This window comes from Microcoleus sp. AR_TQ3_B6, assembly GCF_036702785.1.
Taxonomy (GTDB): domain Bacteria; phylum Cyanobacteriota; class Cyanobacteriia; order Cyanobacteriales; family Microcoleaceae; genus Microcoleus.
The window spans coordinates 1-24,929 of record NZ_JAUBVJ010000063.1; the positions used below are offsets into that span (position 1 = coordinate 1).

At 47.7% G+C, this 24,929-nt stretch carries 21 protein-coding genes and 2 pseudogenes; 9 read left to right on the top strand and 14 right to left on the bottom strand.

The window, feature by feature from the left end; genetic code table 11:
• Both QUB56_RS25220 and QUB56_RS37390 read left to right on the top strand, forming a co-directional pair.
• Positions 1-183: pseudogene (locus tag QUB56_RS25220) on the top strand (RNA-guided endonuclease TnpB family protein); the annotation flags it as partial.
• A gap of 42 nt (positions 184-225) precedes the next feature.
• Positions 226-462: pseudogene (locus tag QUB56_RS37390) on the top strand (hypothetical protein); the annotation flags it as partial.
• 182 nt (positions 463-644) lie between these two features.
• Here QUB56_RS37390 and QUB56_RS25225 read toward each other — a convergent pair.
• From QUB56_RS25225 to QUB56_RS25255, 7 genes are all read right to left on the bottom strand, one after another.
• The gene (locus QUB56_RS25225) at positions 645-1,256 is read right to left on the bottom strand and encodes a hypothetical protein (RefSeq protein ID WP_332958923.1); all 612 of its coding nucleotides are present in this window, start codon (positions 1,254-1,256) and stop codon (positions 645-647) included.
• 353 nt (positions 1,257-1,609) lie between these two features.
• Positions 1,610-2,389 carry a DUF6816 family protein gene (locus QUB56_RS25230; RefSeq protein WP_332958924.1) on the bottom strand — a complete coding sequence of 260 codons (780 nt, stop codon included), beginning with the start codon at positions 2,387-2,389 and terminating at the stop codon, positions 1,610-1,612.
• 253 nt (positions 2,390-2,642) lie between these two features.
• Positions 2,643-3,047 carry a ChuX/HutX family heme-like substrate-binding protein gene (locus QUB56_RS25235; protein WP_332958925.1) on the bottom strand — a complete coding sequence of 135 codons (405 nt, stop codon included), beginning with the start codon at positions 3,045-3,047 and terminating at the stop codon, positions 2,643-2,645.
• A gap of 115 nt (positions 3,048-3,162) precedes the next feature.
• On the bottom strand, positions 3,163-4,116 hold the full coding sequence (locus tag QUB56_RS25240) for a PhoH family protein (RefSeq protein WP_332958926.1): 954 nt from the start codon (positions 4,114-4,116) through the stop codon (positions 3,163-3,165).
• 372 nt (positions 4,117-4,488) lie between these two features.
• On the bottom strand, positions 4,489-4,962 hold the full coding sequence (locus QUB56_RS25245; protein ID WP_332958927.1) for a KH domain-containing protein: 474 nt from the start codon (positions 4,960-4,962) through the stop codon (positions 4,489-4,491).
• Positions 4,934-5,218 (bottom strand): 30S ribosomal protein S16, encoded by a 285-nt coding sequence (gene rpsP / locus QUB56_RS25250; RefSeq protein ID WP_332958928.1) that lies wholly within the window; start codon positions 5,216-5,218, stop codon positions 4,934-4,936. The genes QUB56_RS25245 and rpsP overlap by 29 nt, the downstream gene beginning before the upstream one ends.
• An 81-nt stretch (positions 5,219-5,299) precedes the next feature.
• Positions 5,300-6,634, bottom strand: coding sequence for a D-alanyl-D-alanine carboxypeptidase (locus QUB56_RS25255; protein WP_332958929.1), 1,335 nt, complete (start codon positions 6,632-6,634; stop codon positions 5,300-5,302).
• 802 nt (positions 6,635-7,436) lie between these two features.
• Here QUB56_RS25255 and plsX point away from each other — a divergent pair.
• The 7 genes from plsX to QUB56_RS25290 all read left to right on the top strand — a co-directional run bounded on the left by plsX (position 7,437) and on the right by QUB56_RS25290 (position 14,559).
• On the top strand, positions 7,437-8,486 hold the full coding sequence (gene plsX, locus QUB56_RS25260) for a phosphate acyltransferase PlsX (protein ID WP_332958973.1): 1,050 nt from the start codon (positions 7,437-7,439) through the stop codon (positions 8,484-8,486).
• A gap of 163 nt (positions 8,487-8,649) precedes the next feature.
• Positions 8,650-9,651: a beta-ketoacyl-ACP synthase III gene (locus tag QUB56_RS25265; protein WP_332958930.1), complete on the top strand. Its 1,002-nt coding sequence runs from the start codon at positions 8,650-8,652 to the stop codon at positions 9,649-9,651.
• A gap of 541 nt (positions 9,652-10,192) precedes the next feature.
• Positions 10,193-11,074: an ACP S-malonyltransferase gene (gene fabD / locus QUB56_RS25270; protein WP_332958931.1), complete on the top strand. Its 882-nt coding sequence runs from the start codon at positions 10,193-10,195 to the stop codon at positions 11,072-11,074.
• Positions 11,075-11,315: 241 nt separating this feature from the next.
• On the top strand, positions 11,316-12,029 hold the full coding sequence (locus QUB56_RS25275; protein ID WP_332958933.1) for a PspA/IM30 family protein: 714 nt from the start codon (positions 11,316-11,318) through the stop codon (positions 12,027-12,029).
• Between the two features lie 10 nt (positions 12,030-12,039).
• Positions 12,040-12,978, top strand: a complete 939-nt coding sequence (locus QUB56_RS25280; RefSeq protein ID WP_332958934.1) for a substrate-binding domain-containing protein — start codon at positions 12,040-12,042, stop codon at positions 12,976-12,978.
• A 254-nt stretch (positions 12,979-13,232) separates the two neighbouring features.
• Positions 13,233-13,871 (top strand): lysophospholipid acyltransferase family protein, encoded by a 639-nt coding sequence (locus tag QUB56_RS25285; protein WP_332958935.1) that lies wholly within the window; start codon positions 13,233-13,235, stop codon positions 13,869-13,871.
• A 154-nt stretch (positions 13,872-14,025) separates the two neighbouring features.
• Positions 14,026-14,559 carry a hypothetical protein gene (locus QUB56_RS25290; RefSeq protein WP_332958937.1) on the top strand — a complete coding sequence of 178 codons (534 nt, stop codon included), beginning with the start codon at positions 14,026-14,028 and terminating at the stop codon, positions 14,557-14,559.
• A 280-nt stretch (positions 14,560-14,839) separates the two neighbouring features.
• Here the strand turns inward: QUB56_RS25290 and QUB56_RS25295 are convergent, their stop codons facing one another.
• The 7 genes from QUB56_RS25295 to QUB56_RS25325 form a co-directional block, all read right to left on the bottom strand.
• Entirely contained in the window at positions 14,840-15,385 is a 546-nt protein-coding gene (locus QUB56_RS25295) for a GAF domain-containing protein (protein ID WP_332958938.1), read from the bottom strand.
• A 176-nt stretch (positions 15,386-15,561) separates the two neighbouring features.
• A complete protein-coding gene (locus tag QUB56_RS25300) occupies positions 15,562-16,152 on the bottom strand; it encodes a YdcF family protein (protein ID WP_332958940.1) in 591 nt (196 codons plus the stop codon).
• A 705-nt stretch (positions 16,153-16,857) separates the two neighbouring features.
• Positions 16,858-17,688 (bottom strand): GUN4 domain-containing protein, encoded by an 831-nt coding sequence (locus QUB56_RS25305; protein WP_332958941.1) that lies wholly within the window; start codon positions 17,686-17,688, stop codon positions 16,858-16,860.
• A 142-nt stretch (positions 17,689-17,830) separates the two neighbouring features.
• On the bottom strand, positions 17,831-18,973 hold the full coding sequence (locus QUB56_RS25310) for a hybrid sensor histidine kinase/response regulator (protein WP_332958943.1): 1,143 nt from the start codon (positions 18,971-18,973) through the stop codon (positions 17,831-17,833).
• Between the two features lie 150 nt (positions 18,974-19,123).
• Entirely contained in the window at positions 19,124-21,805 is a 2,682-nt protein-coding gene (locus QUB56_RS25315; protein ID WP_332958945.1) for a GAF domain-containing protein, read from the bottom strand.
• A gap of 299 nt (positions 21,806-22,104) precedes the next feature.
• On the bottom strand, positions 22,105-23,229 hold the full coding sequence (locus QUB56_RS25320; RefSeq protein WP_332958947.1) for a transposase: 1,125 nt from the start codon (positions 23,227-23,229) through the stop codon (positions 22,105-22,107).
• A gap of 508 nt (positions 23,230-23,737) precedes the next feature.
• Positions 23,738-24,871, bottom strand: coding sequence for a glycosyltransferase (locus QUB56_RS25325; RefSeq protein WP_332958948.1), 1,134 nt, complete (start codon positions 24,869-24,871; stop codon positions 23,738-23,740).
• Between the last annotated feature and the right edge of the window lie 58 nt (positions 24,872-24,929).

Below are 24,929 nucleotides of genomic sequence, written 5' to 3' on the forward strand. Positions count from 1 at the left end.
AAAGAAACAGGTAGGCGAGTAAAACGTGGCTTGTACCGGACGGGTGCGAAAAACTGGTATATTAATGCTGACTGCAATGGGGCTGCCAACATTTTAAGAAAAGTAGCGACAATGTTAGGGCTTGACCTTGACGGAGTTGGTAGAGGTGTTTTGACAGCGCCCTTAAGAATTACCCTTTGGTAGTTTCTTCAGAATCTCCGTGGCTTTAGCCCGGAGAGTGTCAAAGTTATCAACAACATAGAAATTATTTTTGACAACCATCACCCGGACGGGCTAAACAGAGAGCACTTGATGGATTTCAAGAGTGGATACAAGAAAGATATCAAATTACGTCAACTCACGGATGGGACAGTATCATTCTCTTCTTTTCTGTTGATGAAAAAGATGCTCTCGATAAATTCTTCAAACTGTTGGAAGAATTTCTCTATCAAGCTAAGATTGTTGAGGACAAGCACAATTTAGTAGAGACTTCTTGAATCCTCACTTCACCATGCCTAGATCGAGATTTCACCTTAATGGTCGGAAGTAATTGCCGAAATCGAATATTGATTACCCGCTGAGCTTGGATATTTAACAGAAAATGCTTGCACATTTTCCTGATTAAAATTAGGGGCATAATACTGCTTGATTTTGTCAAATGTCAGTTAGCCTCCTCCTGTAATATCATTTGTATGACCTGTTTCAAGTTCGTTCATATACTCCAAAGCTGCTTCAAAGCCTTCGGGATCTTGCTCTGCCTCAATTTGAACAGATAAAGGACTTCCAAAATCGTTTTCGTAAACTAAGCTGATTACTCCTCCCCTTTCCCTTTTCCATTCACAAAGACTGATTTTATCCTTATTAATTTGAATAAAATTCTCGCCGTTTCTGACAATTAAATAGTTTTTATCAACAAGTCGGGGTGGATCGGAAACTATAGTAAGTTCTCCCCATTCCCCTCTTAAATAGTATTTGTCATCCTCCATAAAAAAATCGTCTATGTTCCCGTAATCCACGCTACCATCTGGATCTGCAATTGCGCTGATGTTGGTCAGAACCAAATCGTAGGTTTGAGGATGGGGGAACAGTATTGTCATCTGCCGATAACAATACTGTTCCCCAGATAAGGCTGGAGTGTATAGAGGGTGATTCTCAGTGAGGACAGCTTCTAAGAGGATTTGTATATATATTTTAGCATTAATAATGCTGAGTACATAGCTATCCTCTAAATAAATATTTTCAAATCCCGGCAACTGGCAGTAGTTTAAGCGTTCCATTGTTAAATGTCCCAAGCGATAGGAGTATGATTAGCTGTACTTTTTCTGGTGACCGGCTTTCCTTGTAGATCTATTCTACTGCCTTTGGGATTTCTCAACTCTACATGAGGATGATTGCTTCCCGGAGCTCTTGGAGTTCCCTGTTTAAGCGTTAGCCTAGCTACTCGGTTTTTATCAAAATATTTTAACGGGCCATTAGGTGTTTGAGTAGGATGCCATCCCTGTTGTGACTCCGCCCACACTTGAAAGTCGCTGGCTTTTGGATTAATGCCAGTTGAGATAGCTTGTATTATTCGTTCCCATGCCCTTCGCCCCCCTAGAGTTGCCATACTAATAATTCACCATAAATTAGCTTATTCTCCCGGCAATAACTCCAAGCGATATCGGTACAAAGCCACAGGATGCCCCCCAGCAGCAAAATAATCCGGGTCTTGCGGCGACAAATAAATCGCTGTCACCTGATCCGCCTCAATTCTTTTACTCGCAGGATTGCCATTTTCTCCGCCTCCAACAACTCGATAAGCCGTGGTTGTTTCCACCTCGTTTAAATAAATATCAGACTCTCCCCGAAACACCTGCTGAGAAATCTCTGTAGACACAAACTCGCGAGGATTCGGCGTCTCAGTTCCCCGACTGGTAACACTCGAAATTAATTGGCGTTCCCCTTTCAAAATAGTAATTTGGCGGTTGGGATTGGTCGGATCGACTTTCACCGAAAGTACGCCACCGTCGCCTAAATAAGCCTTGGCAATATTCAAACCGTTAAAAGTGCGATCGGCTACAATCTTTGTAGCTTTTTTAGATGTATAATTATAAATAAGACCAATGTTTTTTTCCGGTTGAAATCGCACTTTAAATAATACTGGCTGCTGCAAATACTGGCGGTTGCTTTCAAACCCAGGCGTGACAATATTTGGGGCTAAAGGAGCGGCTAAATCCACCAAAGTGCTCGCCACATTCCAATTGCCGGCCATCCAGTCGGGATATACCAAATCTCCCTTAGCGACAGCGATAGGAGGCTTGCTTTCCCAATTAGGAAAACTGGATAGGCGATCGCCCAAAACCCCCGCCCTCGCACCGCCACCCCACAGCAACACCAGCAAAACCAAACAAAAACTCCAAAATACCTTCATACCCCATCACATTCAAACAACTAACCTTCTGTCTCTCTTTCTCTTCTTTATCTCTTCTGGGCGTTCTCTGCGCCTTCAGCAGTTCATTAATTCAAAAATTAGACAACAAACGAGTTAAGCATCGTATTTTATACCCTTCTGGGAAACAGGCATCCTACTCCCCACAAAAATCAATTTTATTCTTGTGGGGAGTAGGATCTGGGCAGGAGAGCCCGCCCCCAATATGCAATTTCAATGTGCAAAAGCTTATGTTTTAAAGCGCCTCAACAGGTGCAGGTTCCCAAACTTCCCCGTATTTCTCCTGCAATTGGTGCCAATTTTCTACCTGTCCCGGTTCGTATTCCCCCGGTTTTCCCCACTGCAAAAACGCGCTCAAAGCAGCCTCATTTTGTTCGTCCAGAAAACGGATTGCATAAGTAGTAAAATTGCCTCTTTTCGCCTCGCCCGTTTCAAACTTCACCTGTTTGATTTTGTCCATATTCAAGTGAAACTCAAATATATCGGCGTGCATATTGGCATATTTACCCTTCGGCAACTCCGCATAAAACAGCTTGTGAATTGAACCGCGAACTTCCAGCACAGCCGCGCTGCTAGTCACGATTAAACGCAGCGTTCCTAATGGTTCGCAAGCTTCCAAGAATTCTTTCAGATTAGGCATAATTTAATTTGGGAATTGGGCATTGGGAATTGGGCATTGGTAATTGGTAATTGGTAATTAAAAACAATAATAACTAACAACCAACAACTAATGACTAAGGACTAATGACTAAGGACTATTTTTCGTGCAGTTCGTAAGCAGCGACAATCCGCTGCACTAGCGGGTGTCGTACCACATCCGCCTGAGAAAATTCGCAGAAAGCAATGCCCTCAACGTTGCGCAGGATGTTTTGGGCAACTGACAATCCCGACAGTTGGTTTGGTGGCAAATCTGTTTGAGTGATATCGCCCGTCACTACCATTCTCGATCGAAAGCCCAGACGAGTCAACACCATTTTCATTTGAGCCGGGGTCGTATTTTGAGCTTCGTCCAAAATTACGAAAGCATTGCTGAGAGTGCGCCCCCGCATATAAGCTAAAGGAGCTACTTCGATCAGGCCTCTTTCCATTAAATCGGCCATTTTTTCAGGGTCGATCATTTCTTGTAGGGCGTCGTAAAGCGGGCGCAAATAGGGATCGACTTTTTGCTGCAAATCTCCCGGCAAAAAGCCTAATTTTTCGCCAGCTTCCACGGCTGGCCTTGTTAAAATCAGCCGTTCGTACTGCTTGCTCAACAGCGCTTGCACGGCGAAAATAGCTGCTAGAAATGTTTTGCCAGTACCAGCGGGGCCAATGCAAAATGTCAGGTCGTGCGTGCGTACTGCTTGGACGTATTGCCGCTGCTTGAAGGTTTTGGCTCTAATTTCTTCGCCGCGGCGGGTTTTGGCGAGAACGTCTCGCTGCAAGTCTTGTAAATCGCCTTGGCGGTTGGTATCCAAGGCTTGGCGCGCCGTCTGGATTTCAACTCCGGTAATATTTTTGCCGGATTTCCAATAGTCGGAGAGCGATCGCACTAATTTATGACACAATTCTACTTGACTTTTTGTGCCGGAAATCAGCAGTTCTTGCCCTCGCATTACCAGGTTAGCGCCGGTTTGCTTAGACATCATTTTCAGGTTTTCTTCTTGATGGCCCGAGAGTGACATCGCGCTTTGAGTGCTCGGCAACTCTATTGTTAATTTTTCAATCATGCCAACATAAGCTCCCTCCAAATAAGCAATTAAAAGTTAACAATTAACAGTTAAATCAGTCACTTTTTGCGAACAAAAAAACGCCCGTTAGTAGGTTTTACCTAGTATCTAAGGCGTCTTTTAGATTTAGCTCCCAAATGAGTTTGGTGCTTGAGATACAAATCAAATCTCCTTTCAATCAAGTCAGGCAAGTTTAGATTTTAGATTTTAGATTTTAGATTTTAGATGTACCTAATCCTGCTGACATTTGAGATTTTAAATTTTACATTGGTGTCCGATCGCAAAACCGGCAATCTCAAATGTCAGCGGGGCTTGTAATACAAAGTCTACAACAGGCAATCTAAAATCTAAAATTGTTTTTGGGTTCTGCAGTTAATAACCGGGAGTATTTCTGCTCGTTCTAAACGTAGGTGTGTTAGTACGGCGAGGTTGTTCTCTCGGAGTTCTGCTACCTAAGGGACTCGGCGACGGAGGTGGCATCCGGGGTCGGACGGCCCCGCGGGGCGCGCGCGCGCCGCGCTCCGGGCGATCGCGATCGCCCCTGGGCGGTCCCGAGGCACGATCGCCCGCTTCGCCATCGTATATATCTAAGTAGAGCGACTGACCTGCCGTCTGCGCCACCGCTTCGAGGGTAGTTCTAATTGCCTGAATATTGCGTCCGCCCCTACCGTAAACCCGGCCTTTGTCGGGATCTTCAAAAGCGAGCCTAACCCAGACCCGGGATTGGCGCGGGTGCAGTTCGCAATCTACCCGCAAAGAACCTGGGGTCTCTAAAAAAGGCCCAATTAAAAACTTAACCAGTCCTGCGTAGTTGGGACTAGCTGACTGCTGTTGTGCTGGATTCAACGTTGGCTCCGGCTCCGACTTGTTCAAATACATGGGCTTTTCTGAGGATGTCACGCACGGTGTCAGTTGGCTGAGCGCCTTGTTGCAGGCGCTTGACAATCGCTGGAACATCCAGCCTGGTTTCGTTATTTCTGGGGTTGTAATAGCCGAGCTCTTCTAGAGGACGGCCGTCGCGGCGGGTAGAACTGTTCATCGCTACAATCCGGTAGCTTGTCTCGCGTTTTTTCCCGTATCTCTTGAGTCGCAGTTTGATCATCTTCTTGCAGAATAGTCGTGTTTCAATTGTAAGCTATTATGTCGGTCGTCTTTGTGCGAACCCCAACTCAACCCCTATTTCTTAACCTCCCAGCAAAATATCACTGCGATTTGCTGCCCCCAAGGCAGGTCTGGCGCCGTCAATGTGCGGTGTAATTGCGAATGGTAAAATCGATGCAGTTCCCCACTGCTGCACCAATTTTTGCAAAAATATATCTTGCTGTTCTCTCAAAGAGTCCCAATCAGTGCCGCGATTAATAATTGCAAACCACACTAAACCCCGATCGCGCGTGGGGATTGCTCCAGCCAAAGCAATTACGGTGTCCAAAGTACCAGTTTTGACCACAGCCGATCGCGGCAGGTGTCGGTGTTCCAAAGTTCCTCGATCGCGCCCGGACACCGGAAACAAGTCAGCAACTGTCAGCCCAGTAGTCTGAAGGTTGCGGGCAATCGCCTGCATCATCCCACAAGCCGCCCTCGGAGACATCCGATTTTCCACTCCCAATCCCGAACCGTTAACTAATTGAAGTTCCTCCTCCGGCACCCCCGCAGCCCAAGTCGCTTGCTGCTGCACTATCTTTGCCCCGCCCAAATCGTCTGCCAGCATCTGAGCCATTTCATTGTCGCTGTGGACGTTCATCTGCTTGAGAATTTCCGCTAAAGGGAGCGATCGGCGCTTCAGCAGCAAACGCCCCGAACTGACAAATTTCTCAGCAATGACGCTGCCGGTCACCGTTACTTGCGGCTTTCTAGTTCCCGGAGCCATCTTAGAATACATTGCCAGCACGTCCCGAGGCCAACGGAGGCCATCGAGGGCCTGCCGCAGTATCTCCCCCGCAACCACAGGATCGGACTCGTAATTCATGCGGAAATTGCCTGTCACCACCAAATTTCCCGCCACACGATTTATACCCATTTGATTGAGAGCATTGCCCACGGCGATCGCCTCCTCCCACACAAACAGCGGATCGCCCCCGCCGCTGACCACCAAATCTCCCTGCAATACACCATTGCTAATCGGCCCGGTTGCTCGGAACCGCGTTTCAAACTGATAATCCGCGCCCCAAGTCGTAAGCGACGCCAGAGAAGTCGCAATCTTAGTCAGCGAAGCCCCAGGCATCAGCGTCTTCCCCTGCTGACTTACCAGCGGCACCATTCCCGCTTGCACCCAAATTCCCTGATTCCCGTCAATCAGCTTCTTGTCTTTCAACTCTTTTAAATATTCCCGCACCGTCGCTGCTGCGGGCAAGTCTGCATTTGCCGCATCTATTCCCCCAAAAGCCAAATCTTGGGCCACCACTAACCCGGGTATCCCTCCCCGCCAAGCCAGCACTGAGGCAGCATTAGGCGCGGCACTGCCTACCCCAGCCATGTCCAGCCACAGAGACATGAACCCTGAGCTAAATAAATCCAGCATTTTTTACTCCTAAAGTCAATCGATTTTAGATTTTAGATTTTAGATTGAAGAAAGCGCTCCCGCTGATAAATCCGGAGGCTTGCGCTCGGGATGGGGAGCTTTTTTCTCGCTCCGTCCTGAGTCTGCTTTCGGAATGAATCCGGGGACCCCGGACTAAAGTGCTTCCGGTCATGTAAAGTATTTCATTGATTTTTTCAATTTGCAGTCAAAAATAGTAAAGTAGTGACAAAACAAGCTCTATCAGAGTAGTCGGAAGTCAACGACCCGGGTCTAAAGACACGCTTGGCTTTTGGCCTTTGACTTAAACCACAGTTAACCAGACTTGCGTACCCTGCGTACTAGGTTAACGGCAAGAGTTTAAAGACCTACCAAGGGAGGATCGGCTAGTTCCTGGAATCGGTTCATTTAGGATTAAACAGATTTATTGGGTTAAATCAGTGTCCTAAATCGAGTACCGACGGTAAACTTTCGGGGCAAGCTAACATTACCCCGTAAGGGAGGCTAGAAAAAGCCAAATATTATGCGATCGCCGATTGTAAGGTTTGAGTCGGTAATTGTCAGGAGTGAAAGTACATTACATTCATTACACCCAATCAAACAATCCCCGTGTAATGCTTTCTTACGGTTGAAACCGCCGATGGATCGTTTTCCCAGCAGCTCGCTAGGGGCGCGACACTCGGAACGCACATCCCATGACAATTGTCCGATCGGGCGCGAGCGGATTTTAGTTCTTTATTCAGACGAATGGATTCACGCTCCTGACTTCCTGGTAGAATTTTTAGTGTTTCTCAAACATTGGTCAATGGGATCGACACGCGCAAGAATTGCGATAGACGCTATGGGTGGGGATCACGCCCCCGCCGAAGTTGTAGCTGGAGCGCTTAAGGCACAAGAAGAATTAGGCGTAGAGATTTTGCTCGTGGGCGACCCGCAGCAAATAGAAGACTCGCTCCGGCAACAAGACGCGATCGGCCGCGTCTCTACAGGTCAGCTAGAAATCGTTCCTTCAGAAGGAGCGGTCGAAATGCACGAAGAACCTTTGAGTGCCCTCAAACGCAAGCCCAAAGCTTCGATTAACGTAGCGATGAACTTGGTAAAGCAGCAGCAAGCCGATGCTGTGGTGTCCGCCGGTCACTCCGGCGCGGCAATGGCTGCTGCCCTGCTGAGGTTGGGGCGGCTCGCCGGAATCGATCGCCCTGCGATCGGTGCGGTTTTGCCGACAATGATACCGGGCACCTCTGTACTCATTCTCGATGTCGGCGCTAATGTGGACTGCCGCCCCAAATTTTTGGAGCAGTTCGCTCTTATGGGAACTATTTACAGCCAGTGCGTGCTGGGCGTCGCCGAACCTAAAATCGGCCTGCTCAACATTGGCGAAGAACCTTCTAAAGGCAACGACGCCGCGGTGCGAACTCACCAGTTATTGGTGGACAACCCGAACATTCCTTTTGTGGGCAATGCCGAAGGCCGCGACGTGCTGTCTGGGAAGTTCGACGTGATTGTCTGCGACGGGTTTGTGGGCAACGTGTTGTTGAAGTTTGCCGAAGCAGTGGGCGAAGTCGTGGTGCAAGTGCTTAAGGAAGAATTGGCTGCCGGACTCAAAAATCAAATTAGCGCTCCCCTCCTGCAAGAAAGCCTCAAGGGGTTTAAGCAGCGGGTAGACCACGTTGAACACGGTGGCGGTTTGCTGCTGGGCGTTGCTGGAGTTTGCATTATCAGCCACGGTTCGTCTCAAGCTGCCTCGATTTTTAATGCCATTCGTTTGGCGAAGGAGGCTATTGACAACCAAGTGCTGGAGCGAATTCGATCGTCCAATCACCAAAGCGCTCTGGAACAAGAAGCCGTGAATTAAAGGCAGTAAGTAGAAATTAAAAATTAAAAATGTCAAATTAAAAATGTCAGCTTAAACAAGCGTTTTTGCTTAAAAAAAGTAATTTCAGCAGTTTAAAAAATAATTTTAATTGGTAGTTTTTAATTTTTAATTTCTCGATCGAACAGCGAGTAAATGGAGAGGAATGTTGCAGCAATCAGGGTTCGGAATTGCCGTCACGGGTAGCGGCTCTTGTACACCGCAGGTTTCGCTTGATAATAACGGTTTGAGTCAGATAGTAGAAACGAATGACGAATGGATAGGGGCGCGGACGGGCATTCGCTCCCGCAGGCTGGCAGACGATCGCACTTCTTTGTGCGATTTAGCCTCGGTAGCATCGCTTCAGGCGATCGCCATGGCAGAAATTTCGCCGACAGATATTGATTTGATTATTTTGGCGACCTCAAGTCCTGACGATTTGTTTGGCACTGCCAGTAAAATTCAATATCAGTTGGGCGCCACAAAAGCAGTGGCTTTTGATTTGACAGCAGCTTGTTCTGGCTTTATTTTTGGCTTAGTTACAGCCTCACAGTTCATTCGGACAGGGGTTTATCAAAATGTTTTGCTGATCGGAGCAGATATTTTGTCTCGCTGGGTGAATTGGTCGGATCGGGGTACTTGCATTCTATTTGGAGACGGTGCAGGTGCGGTGGTATTGCAAGCTTCAGAAGTCGATTCCTTTTTGGGATTTGAAATTCGCAGCGACGGCACGCAAAATTCATCTCTCAATTTGGCTTACAAAGCCGAGTCAAAAGAATTAATTGAAGGCGTCAGCGTCGGAATTGGCGGATTTAATCCCATCACAATGAATGGTCAAGAAATCTATCGCTTTGCCGTGAAAAAAGTGCCGGAAGTCATAGAAAAAGCTATGTTTCGGGCAAATGTCACCCAGTCAGAAATTGACTGGCTGCTGTTGCACCAAGCCAATCAGCGGATTCTCGATGCAGTGGCCCAAAGGCTAAAGATTCCCCCGGAAAAAGTAATCAGCAATTTGGCAAATTACGGCAATACCTCAGCGGCTTCAATTCCCCTTGCCTTGGACGAAGCAGTGCGTCAGGGTAAAGTTAAAACGGGCGATACTATTGCTGCGGCTGGTTTCGGCGCAGGTTTGACTTGGGGGGCGGCAATCTTTCAATGGGGAAGGTAAAGCGATTTTCGATTTTCGATTGGCGATTTTCGCTCTTGGGAATCACGGTAATACCATTTTTGATTTTCGATAGAGAATCGCTGATGAACTATGGGTTGAGCTCGCGGACCAGCAATTTTATTCTCTTTGAGAACTGGTATAATGTTTGGCGGCTTTAAACTTTAGCTAATGATTGTCGGGAGTGCGACCGTTGCATAATACAAATCCTTTAACAAGCCATACATAGGGCAAGGGGCGCAGCCTTACTCCCTCGGAACAGGAGTTCTTGACAAGCCCGCCCTGAGATTGAAAATCCTCTATTCTTCGATCGACTTTCCCAGGCTTGAAGGTTTAACATTGTGCTACGGCTATTAATCTGATTAAAGTAGCAAAAAAAATAAACCTGGTAAAAATCGCATTTATAGGTTATAATTGTGAGTCGCCAGTAGATAGTTCGTTAACCGAAAGATAGCGGATACCAGCGAGCGAACGAAAGAAGCGGGAAACAAAGAATTTTTGCAATCACCAATTAGCAACCACCAATTAGCAGATTACCGGAAAAATGACTAAAACAGCATGGGTATTTCCCGGACAAGGTTCCCAGGCGATCGGGATGGGTGCAGACTTGTTAAACTTGCCAACAGCCAAAGCCAAATTTGAACTCGCTAAAGAAATTTTAGGCTGGTCTGTCGCGGAAGTTTGCCAAAAAGAAGAAGCAAAACTATCTCGGACTCTCTACACTCAGCCTTGCTTGTTCGTAGTAGAAAGTATTTTGACCGACTTAGTGCGAGAAAAAAGCGATCGGCCCGCAGTGGTTGCCGGTCACAGTTTAGGAGAATACGTTGCCCTCTACGCAGCAGGCGTCTTTGACTTTGAAACCGGATTGCGCTTAGTCAAACGCCGCGCCGAACTCATGGACTCCGCCTCCGGCGGGCAAATGGTGGCTTTGATCGGGTTCGACAGGCAGGAACTAGAACTGCAAATTCAATACAGCCGAGATGTGGTGCTGGCAAACGACAACAGCGAAGCACAAGTCGTGATTTCTGGAACGCCCGCAGCAGTAGAAGATTTGCTTGCCAAAATCAAAGTCAAACGCGCCGTTAAATTGAATGTTTCTGGGGCGTTTCACTCTCCCCTGATGGCATCAGTGGCGGCAGAGTTTCAACTAGCGTTAAAGTCTGCAAGGTTTTCCGATGCGAAAATGCTGGTGCTCTCGAACGCAGAACCCTCAGCCACTACCAGCGCAGCCACTTTAAAGCAGCGGTTGACTCAGCAGATGACCAAAGGCGTGCGGTGGCGAGAAATTTCTCTGCAATTGCCACAACAAGGAATCGATCGCGTAGTGGAAATTGGCCCGGGCAAAGTTCTCACAGGTTTGATCAAACGGACTTGTCCCGATTTAGCGCTGGTAAATGTTAGCAGTTTTGCAGATTTGCCCGCTTAATCTATTTTTAGTCTGTTATTACGCAGGCTAAAAAATTTAGAGTTAATTGATCCGAAGATTGCCCAAAAACGAATCGCACAACAGGCAAATCTGAATATTGCCTGTTGTGCCACTTGGGGATAGACGATCCAGACATTTAGAAAATATTTATTAAAATTGTAGATATCGATCGACCTGAGCGGGCGCTCGACAACTCCTGATGTAAACTAGGCGTAAAAACCAAGCTTACCGAGTGTTTTATATGAAAAAAGTCCTTTACTGGTTGATGGGCGACAAGGCAGGCAGAACCATAGTAGGTGCCTGGAACTGGATGTGGGGACTGCCCGTAGAATCCGGCGGCCCGGTGGCGGTGGCGGTAGCCGAAGAGTCGCTGCGATCGATGCAAGAATCAGTGCAAAAGCTAGCAGCAGCAGTCTCCACCCAAGTTGCAGCCTACCAGCGCGCCAAAACGAAATATGAAGAAAAAGTTAGGGAAATGCAAACCGTAGAGCGCCAAGCCATCACAGCCAAGCGCAACGGCAACGATGAAGCAGCCCGCTTCGCAATGTCCAAACTAATTCAGACAGAACAAATTCTGCCGCAGTTAGAATCCCAAGTAAAACAAGCCGAACAGTACGTCAACGCTTCCAAAGACAAGCTAAATCGAGAACGGATGAAGCTGGAAGCCTACAAAACTGATATGCAAAATATGAAAGATATGGCCGAGATTAACGAAGCCCTCCGAGCCATATCCAAAGTCAACAACGACCTCAGTATCGATTCAGCTCAATCGCAGTTTGAGCAAGCCAGAAACGCCGTCCAAAACCACCACCTCGAACAGCAAGCTTTAGCAGAAATATCTGAAAACCCGCAAGAAAGACTTCAGGCAGAATTAGAAAATATGACCTTAGACGAGGAAGTTAATCGCAGGCTGGAAATGTTAGACGACTCCAACAACGAAGAACTTCCCAGCTAAGGAAAATTTTATGGCTAAGAGCGGGCCTCCCCCCATAGTTTTTATTCTGTTATTTCTCTTGCTCGCCGGTGGCGGTTGGTTCTTTTTTCTCAACAAACCAGCGTCCCAGGATGCTAATAATACACCCGCTCCCACACCCGCAGGCGGTGCTTCGCCCCTGCCGAACGCCCCAGCAAGCCGCCCAGCACCGCCTGTAGCTGCTCCTTCCTTTGCCCTTCCCGCTTCCGTGCCTGCGGGTACAGCCGTGAGAATAGACGGTTCCACCAGCATGGTGACAATCAATCAGAACCTCAAAAACGGCTTTCAAGGCAAGTTTTCCGGCACGAGAGTCGATACAAAAGCGAACGGTTCTGAAAAAGGAATTCAGGATTTGGCGGCGGGAACAGTCGATATTGCAGCGATATCGCGACCTTTGACGGCTCAAGAACAAGGTCAGGGTTTGGCAGCGGTGCCCGTTGCCCTAGATACGATCGCCCTCGTAGTCGGGATTAACAACCCGTTTAAAGGAGGTTTAACTTCCGCTCAAGTTCAAGATATCTTCCAGGGAAATGCTCAAGACTGGTCCAACGTCGGCGGCCCTGCAGGCCCGATTAAAGTGATAAATCGACCCGAAGTTAGCGGCACTCACCAAACGTTTAAAGAACAAGTGCTCTCTGGCGCTAATTTTGGCACGGGGCCGAATATCACTAAGCTCGATCGAGATGCGACAACTCCCCTGCTGCAAGCTTTAGGCAACAACGGCATTGGCTATGCGACTTTCGCTCAAGTAGTCAATCAGAAAACGGTGCGCGTTGTTTCCGTCAACGGTGCGACGCCGGATGCTGGTAACTATCCTTACAAGCGGCACTTGTACTACGCCTACAAAAACCCTCCTAGCCAAACAGTTAAGGATTTCTTGGGTTACGCAACTTCCCCTGAAGGACAAAAAGCAATGCTTGCCGAAAATTGAGCCTTGGCAAAGAATTCGCCAGACTGAAGTATAGCGCTACACAAGCTTGCGTCCGCGAAGGCGGACTTCTTCTTTAACCCACGTAGGTGGGTTTTGTTTGTGTAGGCGCGGTTTCCAACTGCCGGCAACCTTTTTTCCTTAAGTTGACACCAATGGTGCGGCACAAGCACCCTACAAAACTCAAAATACTATTCATTTGTCATTGCTGAACTGATAGGCTAATATTCAATGTAATTTAAAATCTCAGGTTTTCTGTGAGCAAAAGTCGCGAACCAGTCGAAAGTTTACTTCTCTACTATTTATTCAAGTGGTCAATTGTCAGCCCGATGCTGCACCTGTACTTTCGGGGTCGCATCTACGGTGCAGAAAATGTTCCGACAGAAGGGCCGCTGGTGGTAGTCAGCAATCACGCCAGCGATTTTGACCCGCCGATTTTGTCTAATTGCATGAGGCGGCCGGTCGCATTTATGGCGAAGGAAGAGTTATTTAAAGTTCCTATTTTGAAGCAGGCAATTACGCTGTACGGCGCTTATCCTGTCAAACGGGAAAGTAGCGATCGCAGTGCAATTCGCTCGGCTATCAACTCTTTGGAAAATGGATGGGCGACGGGTGTATTTTTGCAGGGAACTCGCACGCCAGACGGCAGAATTACTGAACCGAAATTAGGTGCTGCGCTGATAGCTGCTAAGGCTAAAGCGCCGCTGTTACCTGTTAGTTTGTGGGGAACTCACGCCATTTCGTCCAAAGGTTCGGCAGTGCCGCGTCCGGTGCCGCTGACGGTGCGAATTGGCAAGCTAATTGAAGCGCCCGGTTCATCGGATCGCAAGGAGTTGGAAGCGCTGACTCAAAGATGTGCAACCGAGATTAATGCCATGCACGATTTGGGTCGCTGATTTTATAACTTTTGTTGCTGTTTTTCAGGTTATATCTACAGATAGATGAATGCTGAAGATAAACATCGAAAAATATCAATATAAGTGATTGAAAACAAGCGCAATAATTAGGCTTGAATTTGAATTTAATTGGACAGGAGATAAGAAGAAAGATATGGTAACAAGCAATCAAACCCGCGCCTTGGGATTGTTTTCTAACCGCGAAGATGCCGAGCAAGCTCTGACAGAATTGAAATCTTCCGGGTTTCCAATGGATAAAGTTTCGGTTGTTGCTAGGGATGCAGGCGAGGCTGTAGGCGAGACTGAAACCATCGCTCAGGTGGGCGATAAAAATCTAGACACAGGAGCAGGAGTGGTAGCAGACACTCTGACAAATAGTGCTTTAGCCACCGTGCTAGTGGGTCTGGGAAGTTTAGCTATTCCCGGAATCGGGCCGATAATTGCAGCGGGGACTTTGGGTGCCTCACTGGTGGCTGGTGTAGCAAGCACTGGCGTCGCGGCTGCGGCTTTCGGTGGAGTGGTGAAGGCCTTGACTGACTTGGGAATTCCCGAAGAAACAGCTAGAACTTACACGGATCGCCTGCAGGCGGGCGATTATTTGGTGGTAGTAGATGGCACTGAGGATGATATTAGTCGGGCTCAAGGGATTTTCAGCAGTCGGGGCATTCAAAATTGGGGCGTTTTTTAAACAGCTATTGTCCACCAGCTCTATCTGTAGGGCCGGCGACACCCCACCATTGCTGATAACAACCAGCTCAAATTTAGTAGCCGACTTTTTGTGTGTGAAAATTAGCGCCTCGCTCCCCCCTACTTAAAAAAGGGGGGAACAGGAAACAATCTTTCGTCCCCCGTCGGGGGGACGCGAGGGGGATTGAGATTCGGCTACAACCCCGATCTAGAGGTGGTTTTAGTCTTAAGTTGACAGCAATTCATTGCCCGCGGGTTCCCTACAGGTAAATTATTGATTTTTATCGCTGATCTTTTGATGCTGAGGCAGTGACAAAAGCAACAGCTAAGGGCGAAATTTTTTCTGTAACTGCTGCGATAACTTGGCGATCGAAGTCAGTCCAAACTCTGGGGCGATCGAAAATACAAGGCTGCAAAACCCCCCACAATAAGCCGTCAGAACAAAGGTGAGCGTGAATCAAAGCTCTATGTCCGAACACTTTTGCCTCAAAATCTTTGTTGACAACTTCAGGATTCGCTGTTTCAACATCCTCAACAAAAATTGACGGTTTAGTTCGTAAAGCTGCGGCAAACAAAGGGTCTTCTTCCCCTAAAGATTCCGGTTCTTTTTTCCATTCCGCGCCGCTAACATCTGGATAGTTTGAGTTGCGACGCCAGCAGTAAGGTACTCGGCCCCTTTGGGTTTCAGGATTGCGCAGGTACAGAAAGACGCGATCGCAATTTAACACCTCGCCTAAAGCGGGCAACAAAGCAGAAAAAACAGCATCCGCAGTCTTGCTGCCACTCAAAATTTGCTCCAGAACTTGCGGCAGAATTTGGTCGGTCATTAACTTTAGCTTTTGAAGTTCATCTACTAATTTTAAACTACTCGTTCTCTTCTATTCTCTTCTATTACGCATTTTTCATCAGCGTCTTCGCGGTTCGTTAAATCGCTAGATGAGACAAGTTTTAAAACCTGAGGTAATGGAAAAAACATTAAAACTTGCTTAATTCTTCCCTTGATTTATTGAATTCTGGCTTGGGTGAAGTTAGCACCTGTATAACCGGTTGTCAGCCAAAGAATAGCCCTAGCACCGTCGCGCAGAGCTTTTTCCATCGGTTCGGGGGTTCGCCCAGACGGAACTGCCACAGGCTTAAAACTAATGCCTCGACTGCCGAGCACGATTTCGCCGATAATCTGAGCTCGCCGCATATGATCGTCAGAAGTGATCAGATACACGCTCTCAATCCCTTGAGCTTTCAATTCATCTACCAGCGTAGTAAAATTTGTTACCGTATCCACCGCTCTGTAGTCTAAGTGGACGCGATCGGACTCAATCCCCGCTTCTGAAAAAACCCATTCGGCGAACTCTGGATTGCTGCCTGACGACACCCAAATCGGCAATTCAGGATGAGTCCGAGCAAATTTGGCGGCAAACACCTCTCGCTCAATAGCCCCACCTAGAACTAACAAAGCTTGGGGTCTCTGAAATTCGCTCTTAAGGTGCTGATAGCCAAACCAACACGCCATCAAAAGCCCTACTAGGAACCAAAAACTGCGTGAAGTCTTCAAGCGCTTGTAACGCCGCTTGTTTAAATTGATTCTTAACCACATCTAAACCTATAAAAATTTTATGTAACTCACAAAGGAACCATAACAAAAAATACCGCACGTACAGCCCACTAACAGGAATTAAAATTTAAAATTTAAAAAAGGATCGGGGGATCAGAGATTTTAGATTTTAGATTTTAGATTTTAGATTGACTCTACGCTTGTGGTGGGGCTTAAACAGGTGATTTGAGATTTTCGATTTCAGATTTTATAGCAACCGCCAAGGCAGTTGCTCTACTTGTCTGGGAGCCAATTCCTTAGGGGATATGCAAAACAGAGGGGAAAAACTTAGGCTTTCCCCTCCTGCTGTTAATTTTTCTGGATTTTTGACGGGACTGGCCGGGTTCGAACCGGCGACCTAGCGCTTCAGATTTGTGTGAGTTTCCCCACTCTCTGGACTATACCTTCACCATAGGCTTGCAGCCTTTAGGTGGTGGCCGTCTAGTCTCTAAACCTTCCTGATTTCCATAAAGGCGATGGTTTAATCGCCATTAACTCAGGCTTGGCTTGGTATTGCCTTAGAGTCATAGGAACCCACGAGCTCTTTAGGTTTCACCGAGTTTGACCACATTCACTCCCGGAGTTTCCTCGCAGGGTGCCCGATTCTTCAGGAGGCGCTTGCTCTATCCATCTGAGCCACAGCCCCAGTTGCTAAACCGTTTTGATTATAGCAGTTAATGTCGATTTTGATTTTTTTATTTGGGATGATTACCGATCGCAACCTGCAAGTTTCTGGGCGATGCGGGCAAAGTTTTCTGCTGCGGTGAGTTTACCGGCCCCGTAACAGGCGCGCTGTCTCCATGCGGTGATGGGGAGATGTCCGGGGGGAGCATTTTCGCTGAAGGAGAGTTCGCTGTAATATTTCCAATTTTCCTTGACTCGCCAGCCGACTCGATCGCAAAATTCTGTATAATTTCCCCCGGTACTTTGCCAAATCTGCTGCTGCACGCTCAACCCGAACCGCCCGCTGCTGTATTGTTGCCAAAGTTGGTCGATCGTGCGAAGGTCTGTAGGAGGAAAACTGTCAATATCGGCCCAACTCAGCCAGCCTTCGTCTTCCCTGACAGCGATTTGCAGCAAGATTTCCCAAGTGTGTTCATCAGCTTTGCGCCATTTTCCGGTTTCTAATAGCTTTGTCAGTTGTCGGTAGTCCATCCCCACTTCAGAGATAGCCGGAGTTTTGTCAGGTATAGCGCCGATTTTATCTTCCAGCCGCACTAGAGTGCTGACAATCAATTCGGGGTTTAGTTGTTCGAGGCGGTACAAAACCCATTCTAACTGAGATTGAAGGTACGTGCGGGCGATCGCACCTTGCTGCAATTCCCCCTGCAACTCATCTAATTTCGCTGACCAATTTTGTTGATTGCGGGCCAATTCCCACATTTGTTTTGCCCACTGCAATCTAACTTGTTCTTTTTTTAAATAAGTTTTGGAAGGCTTAGCACGGTGGGGGTAGGGAGTCAAATCCCAGCCGCAAATCGAGCAAAACTCTGCTTTTTCTTCTATGTATTGAGCACTGCACACTGGACAGTTAGACATATTGCCATAAATTCGGTTGCGAAATGACATCGGGTAAATTAACTATAATTCGATTAGGTACGCACGGAACACCCTACAATTACAGTTTATCTGTACTAATGTGCGCCTGGAGCGCCCGAAAGTGAGAGTTAATTATAGCGATCTAACAAGGCAAGCGAATAGTAAACAAACTGCCTTGGCCCAACTCTGATTTTACCTCGATCGTGCCGCGGTGAGCTTCGACTATTTGGCGGCAGAGGTGTAGTCCCAAACCTGTACCCGATCGCAAGTGAGTTCCCGGACCAAACCTTTCAAATAACTTCGTTTGTGCTGCGGGCGAAATGCCGGCACCGGTGTCTTTAATTTCTATGATTACCCATGCCAGGGGTTGGTTTTTGAAGCTAGTATAAGCAGGTGAATTAGCAGCTTTTAAGCTGACATCTATTGAGCCGCTGTCGGTAAATTTAATTGCATTTCCGATTAAATTTGTCAGCAAGCGGTGCAGTTCCAGACGATCGCCCGGATACTTCGCAATCGGAGCACTTTCTGCACTTTCTGTCAAGTCTAAATTTACCGACAAACCTTTAGCATCGGCTAGGGGAGATAGTTCTTCAGCTACTTCTGTAATAAGCTGGCGCAAGTCCACGGGAGCGAAACTTAGGGATTTGCGGCCTGCTTCGTAGCGGTAGACTTCCAGCAACATATTTACCATCGCGATCAGGTTTTTGTTGCTGCGAACCATTGTCCCGAAGGCGTCGCGCATCTGAGGCGAAATTTCTCCCAAAGCTCCCTGCTGCATTAAAGTTAGCATTCTATCGGCTGCTACCAGGGGCGTCCGCAAGTCGTGAGCGAGGCGGGAGACAAAATCTTCGCGCTGGAGGGCGATCGAATTGCGCTCGTCTACGCTGTGTTTTAGCCGCAGGAGCGATCGTACCCTCGCCAGCAGTTCGTCCATTTCTACTGGTTTGCGAATGAAATCGTCTGCTCCCATGTCCAATCCCTGGACTACGCTGGCACTGTCGTGAGCCGTGATCAGCAAAATCGGGATAAAGGGCAATTCCTTATTTTGTCGCATTCGCTTGGTGACTTCGTAACCGTCCATTCCCGGCATCATCACGTCTAGCAGTACCAAATCCGGGGCTGACTTGTCAATTTGGCTCAAGGCAGAAAAGCCATTCTCTGCCGTGCTAATTTCGTAACCTTCTTCTTCCAGGATTGTCTGCACCAACAAAACATTATCTGGTGCGTCATCTACTACCAGAATCCGATCGGCTTTTGTGGCATTGGGAACAGATAAATAATTCATCTAATTGTTAGCCTGGAAATAAATATTAACTTTAATATGGCATCCGATTTATGTTTTCACATTTTTCCACTTGTTTACTCTGTCATAAGGAATATATCAAAACTTTATCCAATCTTCTTTCTTTTCAACACTCGGCTGTGATATAATATTCTACTTTCTGGTCATAGTATGCACGCCGTCCCAATCCTCGGGCGGGGGTATTTCCAAATAGCTGAGGGAGCGCTCGATGTGCACTTCCACAGCTCGATCGCTCGGTCGCATCGCTAAAGCCGCTTCAAAACAACTAATAGCTTTGTGAAAATTTCTAGCAATATAAGCATCCCGACCGTTGCTGTAAAGTTCCAAAAACCGAAGGGTTTCCCCGTCGATGGGTTCAGAACTATTTTGCAGCAACTCGTAAATGCCGACCGGCTGATTTTTGCCCTTAACCCGCACCTTGTCCAACTCTCGCACCCAAATCCCTTCGCGGCACAAACTGTAGGTGAATTCGCTCAAGATTATATCGCAGCCGTACTCCTTTGTAAGCTGTTCCAAGCGCGAGCTCAAATTCACCGCATCCCCGATTACCGTGTAATCCATCCGCTTTTGGGAACCAATATTTCCCGAAACCACCTCTCCGGAACTAATCCCAATTCCGAAGCGAAACGGATCTGCGCCGGGGCGAGAATCATTAAACTCTTTCAAACGCCGGCGCATATCTAAAGCCGACTGCACCGCCATCCAACCGTGACTTTCCGGGGGATTCAGCGGCAGGGGCGCGCCGAACACCGCCATTAAAGCATCGCCGATAAACTTGTCTAAAGTGCCTTCGTAGTGGAAAACGGCCTCCACCATCGTCTCAAAATAGTCGTTCAGCAGGGATACCACATCGGAGGCTCCCAGATTTTCGGTCAGCGAGGTGTAGCCGCGAATGTCGGAAAATAAAATAGTCACTTCTTTGCGTTCGCCCACCATCAGGGCGCCTTCGCCCAAGGCCATCACTTTATCTACGACTCCAGGAGTCAGGTAGCGGTACATCGTATTTTTCATCCGCTTTTCGTGGCTGATGTCTTCGAGTACCACTAAACCGCCGCGCACGCCGCCTTCTGGATTGATCAGCGGGTTGACAGTCAAATTCAAACTGCGTTCAATGAGTTTAATTCGAGAGGCGGGGATGGGCAGCGGACAATAAGGGTGATACAGGGCTGCTTTGGACAGCGAAAATAGAGATTGGGCGTTAGCTAATTCTGCCAGCGCTACTTCCTCAGTCCACGCGCTGTTTTCGCCCCAAGCGTAATATAAATTCGGGTCAGTGCGATCGGGCACGGCCAAAATGTAAGTTTCTTCTTCTGTTGCTTCTGCTGCTTCTTCTTCTGTTTTTGCTGCTGTTTCTGCTGAACAACTGGTTTTTTCCACCAACAGTCCCAAAGTTAAACTTTGTTCGGGTACGTAATGTCTGGCGGCATTGTGGAGACTGTCTTCGAGTCGAAATTGCAAATTTTCGATCGGCACAACTTCCCAAACATAGCGGTCAATCAGTTTTTCTTCCCAAATTTGGGGATTGTGTTTGCTTTTAGCTTGATTTACCGGACAGCCTAACAATTCCAGCGCTGCTTCGTTAATTGTGACAACTCGTCCCTGTAAATCTGTGGAAATTACTGCATCTGAAAGACTTTGCAGCATATCTTTTTGATACTGCTTTTCCACCATCACGTTCTGAAACAGTTGAGAGTTTTGCAGCGCCATCCCTGCTTGGGAATTAAACGCTCGCAAAAACTCTTCGTCGGAAGTGGTGAAAGTACCTTGGTTCTTATTAATTAGCTGAGTCACCCCGATCAGCTCACCTTTAGCGTTATGCACCGGCAGACACAAGACAGTCCGAGTGCGGTATCCCGTTTGCTGGTCCGTAGAGGGGTCAAAGCGGGGATCGTCGTAAGCATCTGTAATGTTTAGAGGTTGACCGGTCGAAGCCACGTAGCCAGCAATTCCCTTATTAGCAGGAATCCGGATTTCGACGATCGTTTTGCCGTCGGCTTTGGCGACTTTTGTCCACAGTTCGTTGGTTTCCCGATTTAACAAAAATAGCGTGCTGCGATCGGCCTGCATCAAGTCGCGAGCTTGATCCATGACAGCGCGCAAAGTTGTTTCCAAGTCAAGACTTTGACCCAAAGTCGTGGTGGCTCTCAGGAGTGCGGCAACCCCTCGCTGGTTGCGAGCGACGACGTAGAAAGACTGACAGCTTTCGAGAATAATTCCGATCGAATCTGCAAAAGCCTGGAACTGCTGTTCGTCTTCCTCGGTAAAGGGGGCATCGCCAGCTTTATTTAACAGTCTGACCACCGCTACGGGTTCTTCTTTCTTGCTGCTAAAAATCGGCATACAGAGTATGCTCTCGATCTGATAGCCCGGTGGTTGGTCTATTTCGGCATTAAAATGCTCGTGCGATCGAGCCGACGCGACATTTATCGATTTTCCGTTTGTTGCTACGTAGCCTAAAATGCCTACATCCATCGGCAAACGTACTTCTACATCTTCGCCGGTCTGTGGATCGACTGTTTTGTGCCACAGTTGATTTTTGTTGGAGTCAACCAAAAAAATTGTTGTCCGGTCTGCTTGCAGAATTTGACCTATTTTGACAGTGAAGGCATCTAACAGTTGCTCTAAGAGAGTTTCGAGTGCTTCATTGTTAATCAGGTCCATCGCCCGGATAAATTGCTGAAATTCAGCCGTGATAAAGTCGAGCAGGCACACTAATTCAGGAACTGGCAGGCTCTTAACACGGGAGGTCAATGCCCCCATAAAATTGACTTGAGTCAGTGTAGCCAGAACGCTACCAGTATTGGAGAATGTCATGATTAACTGCTTTCTCAGAGGGGTAGACTGACCCGCAGGTCGATCGGCGCTTGATTCTGCGGTCGTACAAACGATTTAAGTTGTTTGGAAACGCGCCGACACTCGCTTGTCGCTTTCATAAATAGTGAGTTCAAAAGTGGTGAACGCAACTTCTGTTTGCTTGTTATATATGCTCGATTGAGGCATCGTTTTTTGACAACCTGCTTCGTAAAACTTACTCAAACTTAGCTAAAGCTAATTGACGTTCACTGGCAACGCTGTTGGGTCTAACGTAGTGGAGGGAGTCGGCTATCCCAAGGTTAGTAGGCTATCCCCCTAGCTGCCGATGGTTCCCCATTCAAAATATTGATACTGGCATTTAAATTCCGATCAATAGACACACCACCAGACTGACAATTATATGTTATAATACTTAGTTGCCGATCTTGTTTTTGACCGCAGTTCGAGCAAGTCAAAGAACTAGGAAACCCTCGATCGACTAGCACTCTTGTTGCCATATACATAAGGCAATTATACGTCAGTTGACGCTTAAATTCGTAAAAACCCAGGTCTGATATCGCTCGCGCCAGCTTATGATTTGCCATCATCCCTTTCACGTTCAAGTCTTCAATCTTAATCAGCTTAAAACTTTTGGCTAAATAAGTTGTTAACTTGTTCAAAAAGTCCTTACGAACGCAAGATATTCCGGCGTGAACGCGGCTGATGCGGGCGTAGGTTTTGCAGTGATTGTTGGAGCCCCTCGCTTGTCTTGATGCTTGGCGTTGCAATGTTGCCAGCTTAGTTTTCCCTTGTTTTAGCGGCTTGGGCGCCTCAAAAACTTGATTGTTTGACCCTTCGGCTTCGCTCAAGGTGGCGAAGGATTTTATTCCCCGATCGACACCTAGGATTTTTTTAGGCTGTTGGACTGGTAAACGTTCCGCATCAACACAGAACGAAACAAACCAACCACTACCTTCGTTTGAAATGGTAAAAGTCTGGGAAACCCAGCCACAGTCAAAGGGTTCGTGAAGTCTAAACGTCCCAAGTTTAGGAATCTTAATTGTATAGCCCGCATCAAGTACAACCTTTCCCTTTGACGAATCTACCGTAAACGATTGACCCCAGCGGCGACTAGCAAAATTGGGATGACCTGATTGCCCCAAACGATACTTACTAAACGCATCTTTTAAGTCAATCAAGGCATTTTGATACACCCTGCTCGACAATTGATTCATCCCAGCAAATCCGGGTTGTTTCTTGATGCGATCGCTCAAAAGTTTATTGATTTCATTAATCACTTTTGAGTCGGAAAACTTACCCTCGCCGTACATCTGAGTCCGAAGGCTCAGATCCATGTTAAACGCCACCCGTCTAAATCCCGCGTGTTTTACCATTAAGGTCGCTTCGTTTTTATTCAATTTGAGCGCTCGCTTGAGGGCAAACATAGTAGGATACTCCAATTAATTCAGGTGCAAGGGTGAGAGTTTTCACATAAAGTTGTTACAACGGATAGGTTTAGATAAGTTTAGCAAAGTATTTGGCTGTGCGGCTCTGGATCGAGACTGATGATACTTGGTCGATGCAAGCTGAACTTGAGTCCGCAAAACTGAAGGCCTGAAAATTAGGTGACAGGCTTTAGTTCGATCGAGAGTGCAATGTGCATTTGAGGCTGTGTGGTCGGCAAGAGCGGGGTGTGACTGTTTTAGCGCACTCGGCGACCGTATCCGGTCAGGTAAAGGGCGCTATGAAAGCAGCGCGATCGGCATTCCGACAGAACTACTCATAGTTTAATGGTAAACGCAACAGCAGGATAGCGACGGCAATTTATGCAGCAAAAAAGTTCGATCTGTCTTTGAGGACATCCCGACAACGCTACCAACTGACGATCGAAGGACGATCGAACCCAGAAGCTAAGGTGGCGGTAATGTTTAAAGGTGCTACCGATCCGGACATTTAGGCCGCTGTGGGTACAGACTGGGCAAATACCACTGATTGATAGTAGCGCTGCAGCTGTGCAGCGGCGGCGGCCCAACCCCAGCGTTCGGCTTCTCGGCGAGCGTTTTGGCGCAGGGTTTCCCGTTCTTCAGGATTGGCAAGCAGACGCTGGGTGGCCGCGAGACATCCTCCTTCGTCGGCGGGGTCAAATAAATATCCGTTAACGCCGTCGGTGACGATATCGGGAATTCCGCCGCTGCGGGCCGCCACTACGGGCGTCCCTGCAGCCATGGCTTCGAGGAGCACTAAGCCTAGGGTTTCGGTGCGGGAGGGAAAAATGAAGGCGTCGGCCGATGCGTAAGCTGTTGCGAGTTCTTGCCCCTTGAGGTAGCCGACAAAATTAGTGGGGGTGCCGGCAAAATATTGTTCGAGGGTTTGCCGGTGCGGGCCGTCTCCCACTAGGGCGAGGCGGGCGTCGGGAATCGCTGCGAGGACTGGTTTGATGCGTTCGATTTCTTTTTCTGCACCGAGGCGGCCGACGTACAGCAGCAGGGGACTGTCTGGGTTATTTTCAGAAAGGCGCGATCGCATTTCTCGACTTGCCAATTGGGGGACAAACATTTCAGTATCTACGCCCCGCTGCCACAAATCTACCCGATCGATCCCGTGGCTTCTAAGTTCCTCCACCATTGCTGTAGAAGTACACAAATTCAGTTCTGCTTGGTTGTGGGCACCTTTGAGCAATTCCCACAATAAAGGTTCGAGGACTCCAAAACCGTAATGGTGCAAATATTTCGGCAAATGCGTGTGGTAAGAAGCCAAAATCGGAATGTTCAACTTTTTGCCGTAATATATACCGCCCAATCCCAAAATAGCGGGATTAACAACGTGAATAATATCCGGTTTAAACTGCTGTAATTGGCGACCGACAGCCGGAGAAGGAAGTGCCATTTTCAGTTCCGGGTACATCGGCAAAGGCAAACCCTCCACACCGTAAACTCTAGCGCCTTTGTATTCTTTAATCCCATAATCTGGAGAAAATATCAGAACTTGTTCGCCCGATCGCTGCAAGTGATCTATAGTGTGAATCAGTCTGGTAACAATGCCGTCTATTTTCGGCAGAAATGTTTCAGTGAAAAGAGCAATTTTCATCTGTCTTCCCCCTTGGAGACCCCCACTGAACCTGTACTCAGGTCAATGGTGGGAGGAA